Origin of the sequence: Sphingomonas lycopersici, assembly GCF_026130605.1 — a bacterium.
Taxonomy (GTDB): Bacteria; Pseudomonadota; Alphaproteobacteria; order Sphingomonadales; family Sphingomonadaceae; genus Sphingomonas; species Sphingomonas lycopersici.
The window spans coordinates 307,819-327,396 of the sequence record NZ_JANFAU010000003.1 but is presented as its reverse complement, the minus strand read 5'-3'; the positions used below and the strand labels follow the sequence as shown (position 1 = coordinate 327,396).

The 19,578-nt window shown below is 64.4% G+C and carries 14 protein-coding genes; 7 read left to right on the top strand and 7 right to left on the bottom strand.

Annotated features, from left to right (window positions below; translation table 11 throughout):
• The 5 genes from NED98_RS08230 to NED98_RS08210 are packed head-to-tail and all read left to right on the top strand — an operon-like array spanning nt 1 to nt 6,622.
• A complete protein-coding gene (locus tag NED98_RS08230; protein ID WP_265312571.1) occupies nt 1–291 on the top strand; it encodes a sarcosine oxidase subunit delta in 291 nt (96 codons plus the stop codon).
• Entirely contained in the window at nt 288–3,218 is a 2,931-nt protein-coding gene (locus NED98_RS08225) for a sarcosine oxidase subunit alpha family protein (protein WP_265312570.1), read from the top strand. Before NED98_RS08230 ends, NED98_RS08225 begins: the two co-directional genes overlap by 4 nt.
• The gene (locus NED98_RS08220; RefSeq protein WP_265312569.1) at nt 3,211–3,783 is read left to right on the top strand and encodes a sarcosine oxidase subunit gamma; all 573 of its coding nucleotides are present in this window, start codon (nt 3,211–3,213) and stop codon (nt 3,781–3,783) included. Before NED98_RS08225 ends, NED98_RS08220 begins: the two co-directional genes overlap by 8 nt.
• A gap of 11 nt (nt 3,784–3,794) precedes the next feature.
• Nucleotides 3,795–4,634: a formyltetrahydrofolate deformylase gene (purU, locus tag NED98_RS08215; protein ID WP_265312568.1), complete on the top strand. Its 840-nt coding sequence runs from the start codon at nt 3,795–3,797 to the stop codon at nt 4,632–4,634.
• A 29-nt stretch (nt 4,635–4,663) separates the two neighbouring features.
• A complete protein-coding gene (locus tag NED98_RS08210) occupies nt 4,664–6,622 on the top strand; it encodes a S9 family peptidase (RefSeq protein WP_265312567.1) in 1,959 nt (652 codons plus the stop codon).
• 12 nt (nt 6,623–6,634) lie between these two features.
• Here NED98_RS08210 and NED98_RS08205 read toward each other — a convergent pair whose 3' ends face one another.
• The 7 genes from NED98_RS08205 to NED98_RS08175 all read right to left on the bottom strand — a co-directional run bounded on the left by NED98_RS08205 (nt 6,635) and on the right by NED98_RS08175 (nt 17,374).
• Nucleotides 6,635–7,243, bottom strand: coding sequence for a TetR/AcrR family transcriptional regulator (locus NED98_RS08205; RefSeq protein ID WP_265312566.1), 609 nt, complete (start codon nt 7,241–7,243; stop codon nt 6,635–6,637).
• A gap of 155 nt (nt 7,244–7,398) precedes the next feature.
• Nucleotides 7,399–9,096 carry a DUF885 domain-containing protein gene (locus NED98_RS08200; protein ID WP_265312565.1) on the bottom strand — a complete coding sequence of 566 codons (1,698 nt, stop codon included), beginning with the start codon at nt 9,094–9,096 and terminating at the stop codon, nt 7,399–7,401.
• A gap of 92 nt (nt 9,097–9,188) precedes the next feature.
• Nucleotides 9,189–10,712: a carboxypeptidase M32 gene (locus NED98_RS08195; protein ID WP_265312564.1), complete on the bottom strand. Its 1,524-nt coding sequence runs from the start codon at nt 10,710–10,712 to the stop codon at nt 9,189–9,191.
• A gap of 120 nt (nt 10,713–10,832) precedes the next feature.
• Nucleotides 10,833–11,858 carry a pyridoxal-phosphate dependent enzyme gene (locus NED98_RS08190; RefSeq protein WP_265312563.1) on the bottom strand — a complete coding sequence of 342 codons (1,026 nt, stop codon included), beginning with the start codon at nt 11,856–11,858 and terminating at the stop codon, nt 10,833–10,835.
• On the bottom strand, nt 11,855–14,266 hold the full coding sequence (locus NED98_RS08185) for a S9 family peptidase (protein WP_265312562.1): 2,412 nt from the start codon (nt 14,264–14,266) through the stop codon (nt 11,855–11,857). The genes NED98_RS08190 and NED98_RS08185 overlap by 4 nt, the downstream gene beginning before the upstream one ends.
• A gap of 49 nt (nt 14,267–14,315) precedes the next feature.
• Entirely contained in the window at nt 14,316–16,487 is a 2,172-nt protein-coding gene (locus NED98_RS08180; protein WP_265312561.1) for a TonB-dependent receptor, read from the bottom strand.
• A gap of 146 nt (nt 16,488–16,633) precedes the next feature.
• Complete coding sequence (locus NED98_RS08175; protein ID WP_265312560.1) at nt 16,634–17,374, bottom strand: TetR/AcrR family transcriptional regulator; 741 nt, start codon at nt 17,372–17,374, stop codon at nt 16,634–16,636.
• 74 nt (nt 17,375–17,448) lie between these two features.
• Here NED98_RS08175 and NED98_RS08170 point away from each other — a divergent pair, with 74 nt between their 5' ends.
• The gene (locus NED98_RS08170) at nt 17,449–17,949 is read left to right on the top strand and encodes a MaoC family dehydratase (protein ID WP_265312559.1); all 501 of its coding nucleotides are present in this window, start codon (nt 17,449–17,451) and stop codon (nt 17,947–17,949) included.
• A complete protein-coding gene (locus NED98_RS08165) occupies nt 17,946–19,535 on the top strand; it encodes a class I adenylate-forming enzyme family protein (protein ID WP_265312558.1) in 1,590 nt (529 codons plus the stop codon). The genes NED98_RS08170 and NED98_RS08165 overlap by 4 nt, the downstream gene beginning before the upstream one ends.
• Nucleotides 19,536–19,578: the final 43 nt, after the last annotated feature.

The following is a 19,578-nucleotide window of genomic DNA, read 5'->3' as shown; positions in this document are numbered from 1 at the left end:
ATGTTCCTGATTGATTGTCCCTATTGCGGGCCGCGCGCGGAAACCGAATTCCGCTGTGGCGGCGAGGCGCATATCGAACGGCCCAGCCCGCATGGCGAGGTTACCGACGAGGCTTGGTCGAACTATCTGTTCTACCGTCAGAACCCCAAGGCCGAGCATCGCGAACGCTGGGTTCATACGGCGGGGTGCCGCCGCTGGTTCAACGTCGCACGCGATACGGTGACCCACCGTATCATCGCCGTCTATGCGATGGGTGAGACGATGCCCGCCGCCGCGGGAGAACCCCGATGAGCGGATGGCGCGGCAAAGGGGGCGCCACGATCGACCGACAGCGTCCGATCGCCTTCACCTGGGCAGGCAGGAGCTATGCGGGGTTCGCCGGCGACACGCTCGCCTCGGCCCTGCTTGCCAATGGCGTCTCGATCGTCGGGCGCAGCTTCAAATACCACCGTCCGCGCGGGTTGATCGCCGCGGGGCTGGAGGAGCCCAACGGCATCGTCCAGCTCGAGACCGGCGCGGCGACGATCCCGAACGTCAAGGCAACGCAGATTGAATTGTACGAGGGACTGGCGGCACGGCCGGTGAATGCCTGGCCCAGCCCGCAGTTCGACCTTCTGGCGATCAACTCGCTGGCCAAGCCGTTCATTCCCGCAGCTTTTTATTACAAGACCTTCTTCTGGCCGAGCTGGATGGCGTTCGAGCCGACGATCCGGAAGGCCGCCGGTCTCGGCGTCGCCCCGCAAGACCATGATCCGGACAGCTATGAGCACAGCTTCGCGCACGTCGATACGCTGGTGATCGGCTCGGGCGCCGCCGGCCTCGCGGCTGCTGAAGCCGCGGCGGAAAGCGGAGCGGCCGTCCTCCTGGTCGAGGTCGATCCGATGCTCGGCGGCGGCCTGCTCGCGACGCGGGAGGAGGTCGGCGGTCAGTCCGCCGCCGCCTGGCGGGCCGCGGTGCTCGCGCGCCTCGCCGCGATGGGCAATGTGCGCACCATGCCGCGGACGATGGCGTTCGGCTTCTATGATCACGGTATGGTCGCGCTGTGCGAGCGAGTGACCGACCATCTCCCGCTTGAGCGCCGCATCGGGCCGCGGCAGCGGCTGTGGAAGGTGCGTTGCCGGCGCGCAATCCTCGCGACCGGCGCGTTCGAACGCCCGATCGCTTTTTCCGGGAACGATCTTCCAGGCGTGATGCTGGCGTCTGCCGCACAGACCTATGCCCTCCGTTATGGGGCGCTGCCTGGACGCCGCCTCGTCGTCGCGACCAACAACGACAGCGGATATGAGTCGGCGTTCGCGGTGCAGGATACCGGCGCCGCGATCGTTGCGATCGTCGACTCCCGGACCAATCCCGGATCGATCGCCGATCTCGCCCGGAGCCGCTCGATCCAGGTGATCGCGGGCTCCGCGCCGCTTGCCGCTACCGGAGGACGTAGTGTGAAGGCGCTGTCGATCACCAGGATGTCAGGGCATGCAACGCAGGAGCGGCTGCGCTGCGACGGGATCCTCACCGCGGGCGGCTGGAATCCTGCCGTTCATCTCCACTCTCAGTCGGGCGGGTCACTGGCCTTCGACCAGGCGTTGCAGGCATTCCTCCCCGCCGGCGCGGCGCAGAATACGGCGAGCGTTGGCGCTGCCGCAGGCATTTTCGATCTGGCGCGTGCCATCGCCATGGCGCGTGCGATCGGTCGGGGCGAGCAGCTGCCTGTCGCCGTGCCGGCGCGCGCGATCGGCCCGACGCGCGAGTTCGCCGATGGCGATATCGCGGCGCAGACGGCCTGGCTCGATTTCCAGAACGACGTCACTGTCGCGGATGTCCAACTGGCCGCACGCGAAAACTTCCGCTCGGTCGAGCATCTGAAGCGATACACGACGCTCGGCATGGCGTCAGATCAAGGCAAGACATCGAACGTTGCCGGCATTCGAGTGCTTTCGCATCTGTTGGGCAAACCTGCCCAGGAGATCGGCACCACGAAGTTCCGCCCCCCGTTCGATCCGGTCACAATTGGCGCTTTTGCCGGTCGAGCGGTAGGTGAGAACCTGTTCCCGCTGGCACATATTGCCGCCCACGCCGATCATGTCGCCGCCGGCGCCCGGATGGAAGGTTATGGCGCGTGGTTGCGCCCCGCTTATTATGCCAAAGGCAACGAGGCCGAGGAAGCCGCAGTCGCCCGCGAAGTCCTCGCCGTCCGCAATGCCGTTGGGCTTTTCGAAGCCTCTCCCCTGGGAAAGATCGAGGTGAAGGGCCTCGACGCGGCCGAATTCCTCCAGCGGATGTATGTCAATGATGTCCGCAATCTGAAGATCGGCCGGTGTCGCTACGGCCTGATGTTGAACGAACATGGGGTCGTCTATGACGACGGAGTCTTCGCCCGAATTGCAGAGAACCACTTTCTCGTCGGCACTACCAGCGGCCATGCCTCGGCGATCGCCGACCAATTTAACGAGTGGCTGCAATGCGAATGGCCTCATCTGCGCGTCATGGTCGAGAATGTCACCACCGCCTGGGCGGTGATGAATCTCGCTGGCCCGAAAGCGCGCGAGGTTCTCGCGACGCTCGGCACCGATATCGACCTGTCGCCGTCGGCCTTCCCGCACATGGCCTATCGCGAAGGGCATGTCGCAGGCGTGAGAACACGCATCGAGCGGGTCAGCTTCTCGGGCGAGCTCTCCTATGAGATTGCGGTGCCGTGGGGCTATGGCGCGGCCTTGTGGCGCGCCCTGCTGCGCGAGGGACGCAAATTCGGGATCACGCCGTTCGGGATCGAGGCGCTGATGACGATGCGCGTCGAGAAAGGCTTCCTGCACGTCGGCTCGGATACCGACGGCACGACCTATCCGCAGGATGTGGGTTTCGGCCCCGCCATCGGGAAGAAGATCGGGGATTTTGTCGGTCGGCGTTCGACAACCCGCCCGGAGGGAAGGCGCGATGACCGGCGGCAGCTCGTCGGCCTTGAGGTCACCGATGGGGGCGGGCCAGTCGCGGTCGGGGCGCATGTCCTATGGGTGAACGACATCGAGGCCAGCCGGACGCGGGGTTGGGTGACATCGAGCGTGATGTCGCCGACCCTGAAACGCCCGGTGGCAATGGGACTCGTCGCCGGGGGCTTCGATCGGATGGGAGAGGCAGTTCGGGTGTGGCATCTCGGGAAAGTGCGTCCTGCGCGCATTGTCGAACCGCGCTTCTACGATCCTGAAGGAGCGAAGCTTGATGGCTGACCCTCTCGTTAACTTGATACATCTCGATCGTCAGTCGCCCATTGCCAAGGGCTTCGTGCAAGCCGGCGCGACGCTCACGGTGGAAGCCACGACCGGGATCGGCAAGGTCCAGTTCCTCAGCGGCACCACCCACGACCGCTTTGCGCCGGTCTTTGGCGTAGAGGCTCCCGGTGCGGGCGCTAGCTGCGCTTCAGGCGATGTGACCATATCCTGGCTCGCGCCGGACGAATGGCTGGTGACCGGCGAGGACGTGACCGTGCAGGTGGTGTTGGCGCGAGCGGAAGAGCTTGAAGATGCTGCGCTGGCGGTTGATCTCAGCCATGCCCGCGCATCGTTCCTCCTCACCGGTGAAGCGGCGCGAGATCGGCTCGCTGCCCACACGCCGCTCGACATTTCAGACGCGGCGCTGCCGGTAGGACATGTCGCTCGTGCGCCGCTGGCCGACACGACGATGTTCGTCGCGCGCGTCGCTGACGCGGAAGGCGTGAGCGTATTCAGGATCATCGTCGATCAGACGATGGCGAAATATGCGGTCAGGATGCTGGCCGGGCCCAACGCAGCCTAGGAGCTTAAGTCGTGACCGAATTAGTCCTGCGTTTTCGTGCCCCCGACCGGCCCGGAATCATCAGCGCTATCGCGCCGCTTCTGGCGGCGCATGGCTGCGATATACGCGGCGCCGAGATTTACGGCGACGATGACACCGGCGGCTTCTTCTGCCGAATGCGGCTATCCAGTCCGACGGCCGGGCGCAACGCGCTCGCGTGCGTCATCGAGCCGGTCGCGCGTGAATTGTCGCTAAGCTGGGAACTGCATGACCTTGACGCGCGGATGCGCGTCCTCATTGCGGTGTCGAAGTTCGGACATTGCCTGGTCGACCTCATTCACAAATGCGAAATCGGGCAGTTGCCGATCGAGATCGTTGGCGTGGTCTCCAACCACGAGACGATGCGCAAGACGGTCGAGTGGCATGGCCTGCCCTATCATCATCTGCCGATGGGCGAGGGGAAGGCGGCGCAGGAGGCGGCGTTCCTGGCGCTGATCGAGGACACGGACGCGGAGCTTATTGTGCTGGCGCGCTATATGCAGATTCTGTCGGACGATTTCGCCGCCAAGCTGCTCGGACGCTGCATCAATATCCATCACAGCTTCCTGCCCAGCTTCAAGGGCGCGAAGCCCTATCATCAGGCTCATGCCCGCGGCGTGAAGCTGATCGGCGCGACCGCCCATTTCGTGACACCGGACCTCGACGAGGGCCCGATCATCGAGCAGGACGTGCGGCGAGTGACCCATGCCGTCACCGCCGATGAAATGGTCGCGATCGGCCGCGAGATCGAGGCGTCCGTGCTGAGCCGCGCGGTGCGCTGGCAAGCCGAGCACCGCATCTTCCAGAACAGCAACAAGACCGTGGTGTTGTGAACGTCCCGCGCTTGCGCGCGTCCCGCGCTGTGCTGCCCGACGTGCAGAGCAGTGTGGCGTTCGCCGAGGTCGAAGCCTTCTACCGCGCCTTGTTCGCGCCGGCCGGGGGGCGTCCCTATTCGGCACAGGATCTGCGCTGGTCGCCCGGGCGCGGTAAATTCCTCGCGACATGCTCGCGCTTTCCAGGCACTCTCGCGCAAGGACCGACGACCGACGTCGGTGAAATCGACGTCATGAGCGGAGAAATAAAGTTGGTCGGCGCCGGCGCGCGGCTGGCGCGCCCGTCGCCTGCGGGCGAGACACTAGCGTACGTCGATGATAGCGGCGTCACGCTGCTGGATGGCGAGGACAAGGCCATGACCTACGCCATCGCGGGGCGCATCGAGCAGATGGAATGGTCGCGCGACGGCGCACGATTGGCGTTGCTCGTCGCCGGAACGGGCGCGGATATCTCTGGCGCGGAAGGCGGCTTCGCGCTCGACGCCGCAGAGGGCGATAGAAATATGGGGCCGCCGACCATCGACATCGGCGATGATGACGATCGCTGGCGGACTGTCTGGATTCTGGATCCCCGCCGCACGAGCGTCAATCAGGTGACCTTCGCGCCGCTTAACATATGGGAGCTCTGCTGGCGCGACGATGCTACGCTGGTTGTGGTCGCAAGCGACAGCCACAGCGAAGGAAGCTGGTATCGCGCGACGCTGCGCCAGATCGACTTGGGTAGCGGGGAGGCCGCGCCCCTATACCAACCTTGCGATCAGATCGGTCAGCCGCGTGTCTCGCCAGATGGGACTTGCATCTCGTTCATTGAAGCCATTTGCAGCGATCGCGGGATCGTCTGCGGCACCTTGCGTCTGCTGCGGGACGGCGCGTCGCGAACGGTGCGGACGTTGGACGCCGATGTCAGCGATCACCATTGGAGCAGTCGCGGACAATTGATCTTCGCCGGTTTAAGGGGGACGCAGACGATCATCGGCCTCCTCGATCCACGCCTGGACATGGCGGAGGAGCTTTGGGCGTCGAACGCGCTGACCTGCGGCGACTGGCACCCGTCGATTGCGATCGACAGTACCGACACGCCGTTCGCGATGTTCGAGGCCTATGCGCGTGCGCCGTTCATGGGGGTGGTGCAGCGATCGGATGTAACGGTGATCGCGGACTTCGCGCAGAACGATGCGGCAGAAAGCATTCCCGGCATGATCGAAGCCGTGTCCTGGCGGGCACCCGATGACATGGAGATCCAGGGCTGGCTGATCCGCGATCCTACGATGCAGCATGGTCCCGCGCCACTCCTGCTGGATATTCACGGGGGCCCGGTGTGGGCGCATCGTAACCGCTGGGCGGCGCGCCTGCGCGCGGCGGGGCCGCTGGTCGCCCGTGGCTGGTCAATCCTGTTGCCCAATCCCCGCGGCGCGCCGGGGCGGGGACGCGAATTCGCCAGCGGCGTCGTGGGCGACATGGGCGGGGCGGATGCGCGGGATCTTCTATCCGGCATCGACCACCTCGTCACGGCGGGGATCGCCGACCCGGACAGGGTGGCGGTGACCGGAACCAGCTATGGCGGCTTCATGGCTGCGATGCTGGTCACGCTCACCGACCGGCTGGCCGCGGCCGTGCCCATCTCGCCGATCACGAACTGGTACAGCCAGCATTTCACATCGCATATTCCGGCGTTCGACACGGCGTTTCTTGCAGACTCGCCGGACATGGCCGGCGGCCAATATCTGGAGAGAAGTCCCGTGTTTCGTGCGGCCGGGGCAGTCACCCCGACACTCATCATGGCCGGCGGGCTGGACCGCAACACGCCGCCCGGGCAGGCGCTGGAGTTTCATGCGGCGTTGCTCGAGGCGGAGTGCTCGTCAGCGCTGTGCATCTATTCCCAGGCAGGCCATTCGCTGCGCGGTTACCCCGAATATCTCGACAGCGCGACGCGCCTGATCCTTTGGCTGGAGGAGCATTGCCGGGGTGCGAGAACGGCCGTGGTGTAGCGAGCGATCTGTTCAGGCTGCTGCGGCTGACCGTCGGGACTTTACACTTCCGCCGCGCGCCAGCCTCAACTGTTCTTCCCCGCACAGGATCTCGATGTAAAGCGCCGCCGAGCGCCGTCGCTCGGCAACGCTTTGGTGCACGCCGATCGCGTAATAGCCGACCTGGTGATAGTAGAAGACCCGCGCACGGATCGTGGCGTGCGCATCGTCATAGCCGATCGCCTCGAAGAATTTGCGCAACGTATCGAGCCGTTCGCGGTCCGCTCGCTCAATCGCCCATTCGGCCCGCTTCTCGGATCGAGCCCATTCGCGCACGGCGAGGTCGAGCTGATAGTCATAGCCGTCGCCCTCGATGAGCCGGTCGGCTGCCATCTCGAGCCACGCGACCGCTTCCGCCGGCTTCGACGGCGGCGGCGTGTCGGGAAGGAAGCGGCACGTCTTCTCCCATTGTTCGAGGACCAGATCGAGCAGATGGTCGCGATCGCGGAAGTGGTGGTAAAACCCGCCGCGCGTCACGCCGAGCCGGCTGGCGAGCCGATCGACCTTTACCCCTGCAATTCCCTCGTCGACCAGCGTTCTGAGCCCCGCCTCCACCCAGTCCTCGACGGTATTCTTTGGCATGCGTCCGGCCATGATCTCGTAATTCCTGCATTTTCACCCGGCATAGGATCATTCCGCGCGAATGGGCGCCTCCGGGCTTACGTTGGTAGCTGCGCGCAAATGGCTCCCGCATGCAAGTCCGAAGGATCATTACCTTCCCGAGACGATCCATCGCGTCACGCGAGCGCCGCCTCGATATTGCGGGCGACCAGCGGCAATGGCAGCGCTCCCGGTTTCAGCACGATATCGTGGAAATCCCGGATATCGAAGTCGTCGCCGCGCGCGACGCGCATCCGTTCGCGCTGTTCAAGCAGAAAGGTATCACCAAGCTTGTACGCGAGCGCCTGTCCGGGAATGCCGCAGGCGTAGCGCAACGTTTCTGAATCGATCTCGCGCTCCGACATGAAGCTATGCTCGCGCATATAGGCGCGCGCCTGTTCCAGCGACCAGCCCAGAGTATTCATCCCGGTGTCCACGACCAGCCGGCTGGTGAGGAACGCGTCCATCATCAGGCGGCCGAAGCGGTCGGCGGGCTCCTCGTACATCCCGAGCTCGCCGGCGAGGGTTGCGGCATATTCCGCCCAGCCCTCATTGTACGCAGTGAAGCTTGGTTGCTTGCGCAGCTCGTGTAGCTCGTCATTCTCGTTCTGGGAGGCGATGTGGAAATGGTGCCCCGGGACGAGCTCGTGGTAATTGAGCGCGCCGATATTGGCCAAGGCCGCTTGCGACAGGTTGACTGCATTGAACAGGTAGGTGCCCTCGGGCTGATGGGGCGACGGCATGGAATAGTAACCGAAGGTCATTGATCCCGTCAGCTCAGGCGCAAGCGGCTTTACGCCATAGCCGGCCTTCGGCCGGAAGCGGAACATGTCGTCGATGCGGGGCGCCATCCGGTCGATATATCGCTGGAAGAAGGCGGCGATCTCCTCCGGCGTCTCGGCGCGCCAGGCGCGGTCGGCCGTCAGCGCGTCGAGATAAGCACCGGGCTCGCCGTCGAAGCCGGCCTGCTCCAGCAGGTCTCGCATTTCGGAGCGGACCCGCCGCATGCGCTCATGGCCGCGCGCGTGGACCTCCTCGGGCGTGAGCTCCAGCGTCGTATGGAGCTTGACCAGCTCGGCATAGACCTCCTTGCCGCCCGGATATTGGCCGAGACCCACCTCCTCCGGCGCTTCCCCGACATAGTCCGGGGATTCCAGCAAGGCGATGAGGGTGTCGAAGGCGGGCAGTACCGCGCGGTCGATCACATGCTGAACCTGCGCCACGAAATTGGTTGCGTCGGGTCCGACCACCCGGTCGGGCGATAGAGCGAGGTGGGCAGCGGCGGCGTCGCGCGATTGGCGCATCAGCGGAGCGCATGACACCAGTTGCGCCTGTGGTATGACGATGCCGCGCGCCGCCTGTCCGCGGGTCCGTTCCTCCATCTGCAGCACCAGTCGTGCGTAATCCTGCACCAGCGCGAGATAGCGCTGCTGGTCGCCCTTTGAGGAAAGCGGGTAGTTTGCGAAGATCGGCTTGAGATTGTTGAGCAGATATCCGCCCCCATAGACCGTCGGAAGGAATGCGACCGGGAACCCGATATCGACAATCAGCCAATACCAGCGTTCGGCGCGCGACCAGGTGTGCGCCTGAACCCTGGCTACCTCGAACGTGAGGCCCAGATCGCCCGGCAGATCCGCGACGCTGATGGCTTCCGTGCGCCGGAGCAGCGCCTCGCCGAGCGCTGCAACGCGCAGCGCCTCGTTGTAGCTGATGTCCGGCAGGCGCGCAGGCATGATCCCCTTAGCGAGCGCGGCGAGGGGGGATCGGTTGACCTCCATGGTCACGTCGTCGATGATCTTCAGCGCCAGGTTCATGTTTCGACTGTCAAACTTCATGGCCGCTTTCCTCCTGGATGCCGTCGCCGTGCCGACGGCATCGAATTTTTCCCGATCGAGCGGGCCGGCGGCGATGCGCCGGCCTCAGATCTTCAAGGTGCTGCTTCTTCCAGATATCGTCGGCGAAGATGCCGTTGCAGCGCGGCGGCTGACAGCGGTTCGCCGGTTGCCTCCCGCACCAGATCGGCGAAAGGCACCATGCTTGCGCGGGCATGCATGCGGGGGACGATCCAGTTGCGGAATGGTGTGAAATCCCCGCGCGCCAAATTTTTGAGCACGACCGGGTCGTCCTGCACCGCCTGCTCGAAGAGTTGCGCCGCCAGGCTCACGCCAAGCGCATAGTTGGGAAAGTATCCGAATAGCCCGACTGCCCAGTGCATGTCCTGGAGACAGCCGTGTGCATGGTCCGGCGGTCGCCGACCGAACAGCACCTCGGAGAGATCCGACCAAGCGCCGGGAATCTCTGCGACGTTGAGGTCCCCGCTGAGCAATGCCCGTTCGATCCGGTAGCGCAGGATGATGTGAAGCGGATAGGATATTTCGTCCGCCTCCACCCGGATGAACCCGCCGCCGACACGGCGATAGGCGTTCAGGACGTTGGAGACCGTCCAGCACATCGGATCGCCGCCGAAGATTTCGGCGCACTTCGGCGCGAGCCAGGACAGGAACTCGCGGCTGCGCCCGGCCTGCATCTCGACCATCGTCGACTGGCTTTCATGTGCCGTTGCGCCGCGCGCGCCGCCGATCGGCGTGAAGGCATGGGTACGCGGCAGGCCCGCTTCGTACAACGCGTGCCCGGCCTCGTGGAGAGTCGCCATGATCGCGAAACGCACGTTGTCGGGGTCAAACCGGGTGGTGATCCGGTTGTCGCCCGGCGACCCGGTCAGCGCGAACGGGTGGGGGGCGGAATCGATACGGACATGTTGCAGGTCGTGCCCGACAGCTTCCACGAGTTGATAGGCAAGGGCACGTTGTCGATCGGGTGAGAAGTCACCGCTAAACGGTATCGGATTCGGCCACCTTGCCTGTCGTTCCACTGTCTCTGCCCGCAACGTCGGCAGCGATTGCTCCAGCGCGGTGAAGATCGGGTCCACCACCTGGGTGCTCAGACCTGGGTCGAACTCATCCATCAAGGCGTCGAATGGCGACAGGCCAAGCGCTCCCGCCTTCGCCTGTGCGGCCTCCCGATACAGCGGCAGCAGCTCGGCGAAAGCCGCGGCGAAGGACGCGAAGTCATTTTGTTGCCGGGCGGCCAACCAGACCGGCTGGATCGCCGAGACGCGCCGCGATCGCTCTAGCAGCAACGCCTTCGGAATGGCGGCGGCGTGCCGCCACTGGCGCCGCATCTCAGCCAGATTGGTCCGCTGGATGGGCGACAGGGCGTCGGTCGCGCTATCCGCGGTCTCAAACAAGTCGTCCGCGTCGGGCCTGACGATCAGGTCCGCACATGTCGCATCAAGCGCGGCGAGTTGTTCGCCGCGGCTCCAGGCGCCAGCCGGCGGCAGGTAGGTCTGCCCGTCCCAGAACAGCGTAGAGCGTGCCGCAGCAAGGCGCGCCGCCGTGCCGAACCGCTCGGCGAGGGCCGCATAAGCGGAAATTTCGCCCGGGTCGCTCATAGATTCTCACCATTGGGCGCGTGGCCGATTCCATTCTCCGTACAGTACTGTATGTTTTTGGGCAGGAAATCAAGGCCGGCCGATGACCAATGGGAATGCCCCCCGGCTCGGTAGGGTGGTTCAATTCTTCTCCGCAATCGGTCCCTCGGTGGCGATCAACAATATGATGCTGTCGGTACCGAGCCGATAGCGCGCGCGCAGCGACGTTTGTGCTGCTGTCCGTAGCAATCCCGCCAGGCCCGCGGCGCCTGAAGGCGTGGTGCGCGGGCCACCTGATGCAATCATGACTGCGACTGCTTCATCCAGCGCCTGTTCGTCGACCGTTACTGATTGCGCGCGGTGCCGTTGAAGAATTTGCAGGGCTGATGCCGAGGCAAGGCCACACGACAGCATATGCGCGGATGTATGAAGGTCGCCTGGAACTTGCACCGGATGTCCCGCGACCAGCGCGGCGGCGACGCAGGCGGCATTTTCCGGCTCGACCACCAAAATCGCGCCTGGTGGCTGAAGGATGGTCTGCAGCCCTTCGGCCATCGCCGCCGCAAGGCCGCCGACACCGGCCTGCACGAACAAGTGGGTGGGGCGAGCAGCCTTATCCGCGTCGAATTGCTCCACGAGCTCGGCGGCGAGCACGCCATATCCGGCCATGACGTCCCTGACGACTATATCGTCCGGGTCGGGGCTGGTGTCGGCGATGAGCAAGCCCTCGCCGCGCGCGGCCGCCGCTGTGGCGATGGCTACCGCATCGTCATAGGTCCCGTCGATCCAGCGAACCTCCCCGTCCAGCGCCGCGATCCGCTCGGCGCGCGTTCGGCTGACGCTGGTAGGGAGGTAGACCGCGGCCGGCACCCCCGCGCGCTGTGCGGCCGCCGCGACGGCAAGGCCGTGGTTGCCGTCGCTCGCACAGATCAGCCGCAAGCAAGCCCCGTCGGCCCGCTCGGCCGCCCGGGCTAGCGCGCGCTGGCCGGCGAGCATGCCGCCGAGCGACTTGAAACTGCCGAGCGGTCGCTCGCCCTCCACCTTGATGAACAGGCGCCCGACGCCCGCGCGCCGCGCGAGTCCGGGACATTCGATCAACGGGGTGGGGCGATGGTCGGGGGGAGCGCTCGTGATGCTGGGCGTTGTCGAGGGAGCGTTGATCGTCACGGTTCCTGCTTCCTTGAAGATGTCGGCATCGGGCCACCAAGGTGATCCATGAAGAAGCGCATGCCGCGCTCAACACCATAAGGCTCGGCTCCCACATGATGCGGGGAATCGGGAACCAGCAGCAGATCGAATTGCTTGTTCGCGCGAACCAGCGCATCGATCAGCTTGAAGCCCGATCGCATCGGAACGATTTCATCGATCCCACCGTAGATGAGCAGCAGATTTCCCTTCAATCGATCCGCCAGGCGAACATTGCTGATCAGATCGAAATAGTCGCGCGCCTGCTTGGATTGGCCGGGCACGCCGAAGAAGCGCTCATTGCTGGTATCGCCCGGAAAATCGATCCATTCCCCCGGTCCGACGCTCGACACGCACGCTTTGTAGAGATCCGGGTGGAGCAGCATCGCGCGCAGCGATCCATAACCACCAAAGGATTGGCCTACGATGCCGACCCGTTCGAGATCGAGGTAGGGCCGGGTCTTGCCGAGATTGCGAAGCGCCGCGGCGTGGTCGGCCGATCCGAAGGGGTCGTCGGTGCCGCGAAACGTGTCGCGGAATTCGCGCGACCTGTACGCGGTGCCGCGCCCGTCGAGATAGACCACGATAAAACCGAGTTCGGCGGTTGCCGACGGCTGCATATAGTCGAAATAGCCGCGAAAGGTTGTCGGCGCGAATTTGCCCTGCGGGCCCGGATAGGTCTGCTCGATGACCGGATATTTCTTGGTCGGATCGAAATCCCTCGGCTTGTAGATCACGCCATAGAGATCGGTCGCGCCGTCCGCCGCCTTGGTGACGAATTGCTCCGGCGGCGCCCAGCCGGACGCGCGCAGCGCGCTGTCGTCGGCTTCGGCGAGTTGCCCCACCAATTTCCCCGATGCGGCGCGAATGACGTAACGCGCCGGCGTGGTCGCGGTCGAGAAGCTATCGACGAAATATCGGCCGTCCGGCGAAAAATCCGATCCGGGCCGGGGGCCTTCCCAGAAATCCTGATCGGCGTCGAATTCATGGTCGGCGTCTTCGGGTGTCAAAAGCTCCGGCGTGCCGCCATCGAGGGCGACGCGGTAAAGGTGACGATAATAGAGATTGCGTCCACGCTCGCGGCCGGTCGCAGTGAAATAGACCTGCCGGTGCGCCTCGTCGATCCGCACCAGATCGGCGACGACCCACGCACCCTCGGTCAGCTGGCGCTTCACTTTGCCCGTCGCGACATCGTAGAGATAGAGATGCCCCCAGCCGTCGCGCTCGGAATACCAGATCGCCTCGCGCCCGTTCTTCAGCACATGGACATTGGGGCGAGCATAATCATAGGGATTGAGGCGAAGGCTGAAGCGCCCCTCCTCGGTCACCACGTCGCGAACCGCGCCGGTCTTGATATCGATCTTGCTGAGCCGATAGCGCGTGCCGCCGCGGTTGGCGCCGATGATGAAGGCATCCCCCGCTTCGTCCCACCGGATGAACCCGCCAAGTGTGAAATAGGGCAGCGCCCAATCGTTCATCGATTGCGGATCGATCTGCACCGGCGTCGCAGCCCCGGTGCGGACATCGACGATCGTCATCGCGCTTGCGGCGCGCTGCGGGTCATTGGGCACCGCGGCGTGCCGGACATGCATCACCGGATCGGTCCGGTCGGGGGGAAGATATTCGGTCAGCACCAGCCGCGCGGGCACCGCGCGCAGATCCTGGCGAAGTGCCAGGATGCGGCGGCCATCGGGCGACCAATGGACGCCCAGCAACGGTGCCGGGGCGCGGGCGCGGCGCGTCGCAACCTTGGCTTCGTCGATATAAGCGTCGGTATCGCCATAAGCGAAGTCCTTGATCCCGTCGTGCGTCAACTGGCGTTCCTGCCCGGTGGCAAGGGTTCGCAGCCAAAGATTGTAATCGCGCCGGAAGATGATGCTGCTGCCGTCGGGCGACACGATACGGTCGGCACCCGGCTCGGTATCGGCGCTGCGCGCGCAGAGAATCTTTTCGAGATCGCAACGGAACCGTGCTTCCTCAAGCCCCACGGTCAGACGTCGCGGATCGCCCGAGAATTCCAGCGATGTCAGCTCCAACTTGTCTGCCTCCAGCGTTCCGCCGGTCGCCTTGCCGAGTGCGGTTGCCAGCGCGTGATGATCGAAGGCCGGCCGGCGATTGCCAGTTGCTGCATCGACCAGCAGATATTCGTTGCCCTGCGTCAATTCGTGCCGGAACCAGAACCGCTCCCCCGCGCCGATCCAATGGATCTTGATCGCATGGTTGCGCACTTTCTTGAGCAACCTGCCGCTCGTGAAGGCGAGTGCCCGATTGAGCCGCGCCTCATCGTCCGCGGCGGGCTGCGCGATGACGCCGGCCGATCCGCATACCAGGCCGATCGCGAATCCCGCGGTCAGGCAGGGCCGGAACCGAAATATTTGATGTCCGATCACGCGCATAACCTTCGTTCTTCTGGTGTGGGAGGGGCCGGGCGCGCCGGCGTCAGAATTTCGCGCGCATATCGATCCCCATCGTGCGCGGGCGCCCGGCCGCGATCCGCGGCCGATTGGGGTCTTCGAGCGCGAGCGGGGGAACGTCGGCGAGATTGGGGATCTTGTCGAAGACGTTTTCGATGAAGAAGGTGAGGTTGAACCGCTCGAAATCGGCGCCGAGGCGCAGATTGGCGAGATCATAAGCGGGGCGGATGCGGCCGGTCAGCAGATTGCTGCGGCTGAGGCTGCTCCCGACATGCGAAACGTCGCCGTGGAAGGTCAGCGGCACGGTGCCGATGGCGAAGCGATAATCGGCCGAGGCGGTAAGGTTCCAGCGCGGCACTTGCTGGATGCGCGCGCCGGCGGTCACAATGGCGAGCGCGCCGGGATCGGTGATCCTCGCATCGGTATATCCCACGCCGGTGCCCAGCGTCAGGCCCTTTGTGGGGCTGGCTTGCACCTCCAGTTCGAAACCGTCGCTGTGCGCGCGGCCGCCATTCTGGTCGATCGAAAACCCGCAGGCGAGTGCTACACTCTGCTGGATGTTGGACCAGTTGACGTGAAACCCGGTCGCGTTGACGACCAGCCGGTTGTTGAAGAACGAGGATTTGATTCCGGCTTCGTAGCTCCAGACCGAATCGGAGCGATAGGAGCGCGCGGCATCGGCGCTTATTCCCAGGGTTTGCCGGTCAGCCGCGCAGAGATTTTCAGAATATGCGTTCGCGCCGCCGATGCGAAAACCCTTTGCCGCATCGGCGAACAGATTGACGTTGGGGGCGAGCGCATATTTGACCCCGAATTTGGGGTTGAATCCGCTTTCCCGTTGAACCTCGTTGAACGTCCCAGCCCCGGAGCCGACCGCGACACCGCCCTGGCTCACCGAGAGCGAGACGATATTGCGGAAATAGCGCAGCCCGGCGATCAGCTGAAGCTTGTCGGTAAGATTGAGATTGGCTTCGCCGTAAACCGCTTTTTCCGTCGTCCGGTTGCGCGATCGATAATTGTAGAAATCGCCGACGCCATCGATGATGTTCTGGGGGATTTGCGTCAGGATATTGGATTTCTGGTAGAATGCGCCGAAGGTGACCTGGAGCGGGCCCTCGAATGCGGATGTGAAGCGGAATTCCTGGACGAAGGTTCGCCCGCGGCTCGTGCCACGGAAAAGCGAGGGGGTGGTGAAGCCGAGCAGCCCGGAGATCGCCTCCGACGCATTTTCCGAATCCGACGCGTCACGGTTGAACTGGGATGTCACGGAGACGAACTCCCCGAAATCGGCGCCGTAGCGGTTGGTCAGGCTGAACAAATTCCAGTCGTCGGCGCCTTTGTCGTCAAGATCGAACAATCTTTTCTGGATGAAATTGCCGGCGACCAGATCGGCATAGGGCTGCGCGTTGGTGCGTGAACGCTGAAAGACCACACGCGGCGTGATGCTGATTGCATTGTCGAGCAATTGCAGGCGGGCAGCGATCGCGCCGCCATAGCGCCGGCTCGCGCCGAGATTGTCGCGCGGGCTATATTGCGTCGGCGCATCGGCCGAGGGGATCCGGGTGAAGACGCCCGACTGATAATCGCCGAACGCGAAGGCGCGGATGGCGAGCGTGTCGGCCACTAAGGGAATATTGAGCGACCCGTCGATCGTGCCGTTCGCGCCGCTGTGGCGGGTCGACGATACGATGCCGTGCGCGCTGCCGCTGAATTCATTGACGTCGGGCTGGCGGGTGATGAGCCGCACCGTGCCGCCCATCGATCGCGCGCCGTAGAGCGTGCCTTGCGGGCCGCGCAGCACCTCGATCCGCTCGAGATCGACGACCTGCGGATCGACGCTGCTTGGAAGCGGGGTCTCGTCGAGATAAACGCCGGTGGTGTTGGTGCCGTAGATGCCGCGCAGCGAGATCGCCTGGCCCAATCCGCCGATGCTCGATCCGCCCTGCGAGAAGGAGAGATTGGGCACGCGCGTCGCATAATCCTGGAACGAGCGATAGCCTTCGCGTTCGATCTGGTCGGCGCCGAGCACGGTGATGCTGAGCGGCACTTTCTGCGCGCTCTCCGCGCGCCGCTGGGCGGTGACGACGATATCGCCGATGCCCGTTTCCGGCTCCGGCGCGGCGGCGCTTTCGTCCTTCTGCTGCGCAATGACGGCGGTCGCCCCCGCAACGAGCATCGCCAAGACGGATGGCGCCACCAAACCCATCCTTATTGCTGCGCGCATGATTCGGCCCCGGGATAAAAGTGAGAAGTATCTCAACTTTTACGCAATTTCCGATCTTGTCAACAGCATGTCATTTTGCCGGAGAATTCAGCGAGATCGCCGGCCGTATCGGCCGCGTTTCATCCCGGCAGAAGGACGTTGGCGAAGGCCTTTACGGCGCGCGGAAGGTTGCGGGGCAGCGACTCGCCGGGATAGAGCACGCGCAGCCACACGATGCTCGTCGCATCGGCGACCATCTCGTCGTCTCCGTGAAGTGTCTGTAATAAAGACAGAAAATCCCGGTCCGGATAGATGATCAGTTTGCGCAGCAGCTCGTCCATCATCGCCCCGAGCAGATAGACGGCGAAAAGCATCGGTGCCTGATCGATAATCCCGCGGCGCTGTGCCACGCTCCGCGCGACATGTCCGAACCAGGTGCGATTGGCGCGCTGCACCACCGCCGCGAAATCGGGGTTTTCGTCACCGAGCTGTAGCACGCAGCGCATGAGCCCGGGGTTGGCACGCGCGACCGAAATCCACCGGCGGTTCGCACGCCGAATCGCCTTGAACGGATGCTCGGCGGTATCCGGCGATTGCGAGGGCAGCAGCACGAATTCGTCAAGAAGAGTAGTCAGAACATTGATTGTCGAATCGGTCTTGTCTTTGAAATATATATAGAAAGACCCTTCGGCGACGCCCGCTCGCGCCGCGATGTCGCCCGCCTTGGTGGCGAGATAGCCCTTTTCCTCGAGCACCTCCGCCGCGGCGATCTTCAGCCGCTCGCGGGTGCGTGCGCCTTTTTGCGGCGGCGGGTTCTGCACCAGCCGTTCCTTGAGGAAGGTGATGAAGCACGGATTCTCGGAGATCATCGGCATGGCCATAAGTAGGGGGTCTTGACTCGATTAAAAACTGAGATAGTTCTCATATTTAATTCTCCCAGAAATCGGAATCTATAATGAGCGCAGCATCGCATACAAATGGTCTCCTGGCGGTCGAGCCGGGCGCGCTGATCGGGGTATCGAACTGGATGACGATAACGCAGGCCATGATCGATCGCTTCGCTCAGGCGACGCTGGACGATGATCCGATGCATGTCGATCCCGATTGGGCGCGCGCCGAGACGCCTTATGGCGGGACGATCGCGTTCGGATTTCTCACCATGTCGCTGCTGACGCATATGCTCCATTGCGTGCAGCCGCGCGATCGGCGGACCGAGGTCGCGACCGCCGGCTATTATCTCAATTACGGCTTCAACCGCCTGCGGCTGATCTCGCCCGTCCCGACCGGGAGCGCGGTGCGTGGGCGGTTCGAGCTGACCGACCGCCGCGAGGACGAATGCGGACGGGCGCAGCTGACGATCGGCGCGACGGTGGAAATCGAGCATGCCGAAAAGCCCGCGCTGGTCGCGGAATGGCTATCGGTATGGGTTCCGCCTGCGGGGTTTCGGGAAGCGTGAGCGGCGTGCTGGACGATCAATCGCCTGTCGCGCGGATTAGCGATTTCGTCTTCGCGCACGCCGAGACGCAGCCCGATGCGATCGCGGTCGTCCTCGACGAGCAGCGCTGGACGTATGCCGCGCTGGCCGCGGCGGTCGACGCCTTGGCCGCCGCGATGATCGCCGCTGGGGTCGCGCGCGGCGATCGCATCGCCACCTTGCAGACCCCGCATCCCGATTTTCTCGTCGCGCTTCTCGCCACCGCCTCGATCGGCGGCATCTGGGTCGGGCTCAATCCGCGCTATCAGTTCGCCGAGCTTCGGCATGTGCTCGAAGATGCGGCACCGAAATTGCTCCTCGCGCGAAGCGAGGTGGCAGGGCGTCATTATGAGCGGGAACTGGTCGAACTGCGCGCCGCGGTGCCCTCGATCGCCCAACTCGTCATCTTCGACGGCGATCCGCCAGTGCCGGGCGCGGTGACGATGACGGACTTTCTGCGCGGCGGCACCGCCGTTGTCTCCGCGCAGCTGCAGGCGGCGCGAACGGAGGTCGGCGGGCGGATGCCGTGCCTGATCGTCTATACCTCCGGCTCGACCGGCCAGCCGAAAGGCGCCGTCCTGCATCATGCGGGCATCAACCAATTCTGCGTGGCGCAAAACTGGCTCTGGCCGCTCGATCCGCACCGGGTGGTCAGCTATTTTCCGATCAACCATATCGGCGGTGTGGTGGATACCGTGCTGCCGTGCATCGCGGCCGGCGGCACGATCGTCTTCATGGAGCAGTTCGATCCGGCCGGCTGCCTCGCGCTGATGGAGCGTGAGGCGGTCACCCTGTGGATTTCGGTGCCGGGTGTGTTCCGGATGCAGCTCGATCTGCCGGGCTTTGCCGATATCGATCTGTCCGCGGTACAGCTTATCGTGTGGGAAGGGGCGGAAATGCCCGTCGATCTGATCGCGGCGTTGCTGCAGATCTGCCCGAGGCTCGCGACCAATTACGGGATGACCGAAACGACGAGCGCGATCACCGTGGTCGAGCCGACCGACGATATCGCGCGGCTGTGGGGTTCGGTTGGCCACGCATTTCCGAATGTCGAGATCAGGCTGGTCGATGCCGAGGGTATCGTGGTTGCTGACGGTACCGAGGGTGAAGTGCAGGCGCGCTCCGCGCTCAATCTGCTCGGCTATTGGCGGCGGCCCGAGGCGACCGCGGCGTGCTTTACCCCGGACGGCTTTTTTCGCACCGGCGATCTCGCGGTGCGGCGCCCGGACGGCAGCTATCGTCTCGTCGGGCGGCTTAAGGAAATGTACAAATCGGGCGGCTACAATGTCTATCCGCGTGAAGTGGAGACGGTTCTGGAGCGACACCCGGCGGTGGCGCTGGCGGCGGTGGTCGCGCGTCCCGATCCGGTCTGGCAGGAGATCGGGGTCGCCTATGTCCAGTCCTCGGACGAGGTGGATGCGCAAGCGCTCGCCGCGCACTGCCGGGCGCACCTCGCCAATTACAAGATTCCGAAGATCTTCGTGATCGAGCGCGAACTGCCAACGCTCCCGATCGGCAAGATCGACAAGCAGGAGCTCGCACGGCGCGCACGGCTGCTTGCGTCGTAAGGAACAGGTTCGGGCAATGCAGCGGCGCCATCGTGCATTCGTT

Coding starts and splice junctions, on each gene's coding strand:
- NED98_RS08230 (WP_265312571.1), top strand. CDS start 1: ATGTTCCTGATTGATTGTCCCTATTGCGGGCCGCGCGCGGAAACCGAA.
- NED98_RS08225 (WP_265312570.1), top strand. CDS start 288: ATGAGCGGATGGCGCGGCAAAGGGGGCGCCACGATCGACCGACAGCGT.
- NED98_RS08220 (WP_265312569.1), top strand. CDS start 3,211: ATGGCTGACCCTCTCGTTAACTTGATACATCTCGATCGTCAGTCGCCC.
- NED98_RS08205 (WP_265312566.1), bottom strand. CDS start 7,243: ATGCCAAAGAATACCGTCGAGGACTGGGTGGAGGCGGGGCTCAGAACG.
- NED98_RS08200 (WP_265312565.1), bottom strand. CDS start 9,096: ATGAAGTTTGACAGTCGAAACATGAACCTGGCGCTGAAGATCATCGAC.
- NED98_RS08195 (WP_265312564.1), bottom strand. CDS start 10,712: ATGAGCGACCCGGGCGAAATTTCCGCTTATGCGGCCCTCGCCGAGCGG.
- NED98_RS08175 (WP_265312560.1), bottom strand. CDS start 17,374: ATGGCCATGCCGATGATCTCCGAGAATCCGTGCTTCATCACCTTCCTC.
- NED98_RS08170 (WP_265312559.1), top strand. CDS start 17,449: ATGAGCGCAGCATCGCATACAAATGGTCTCCTGGCGGTCGAGCCGGGC.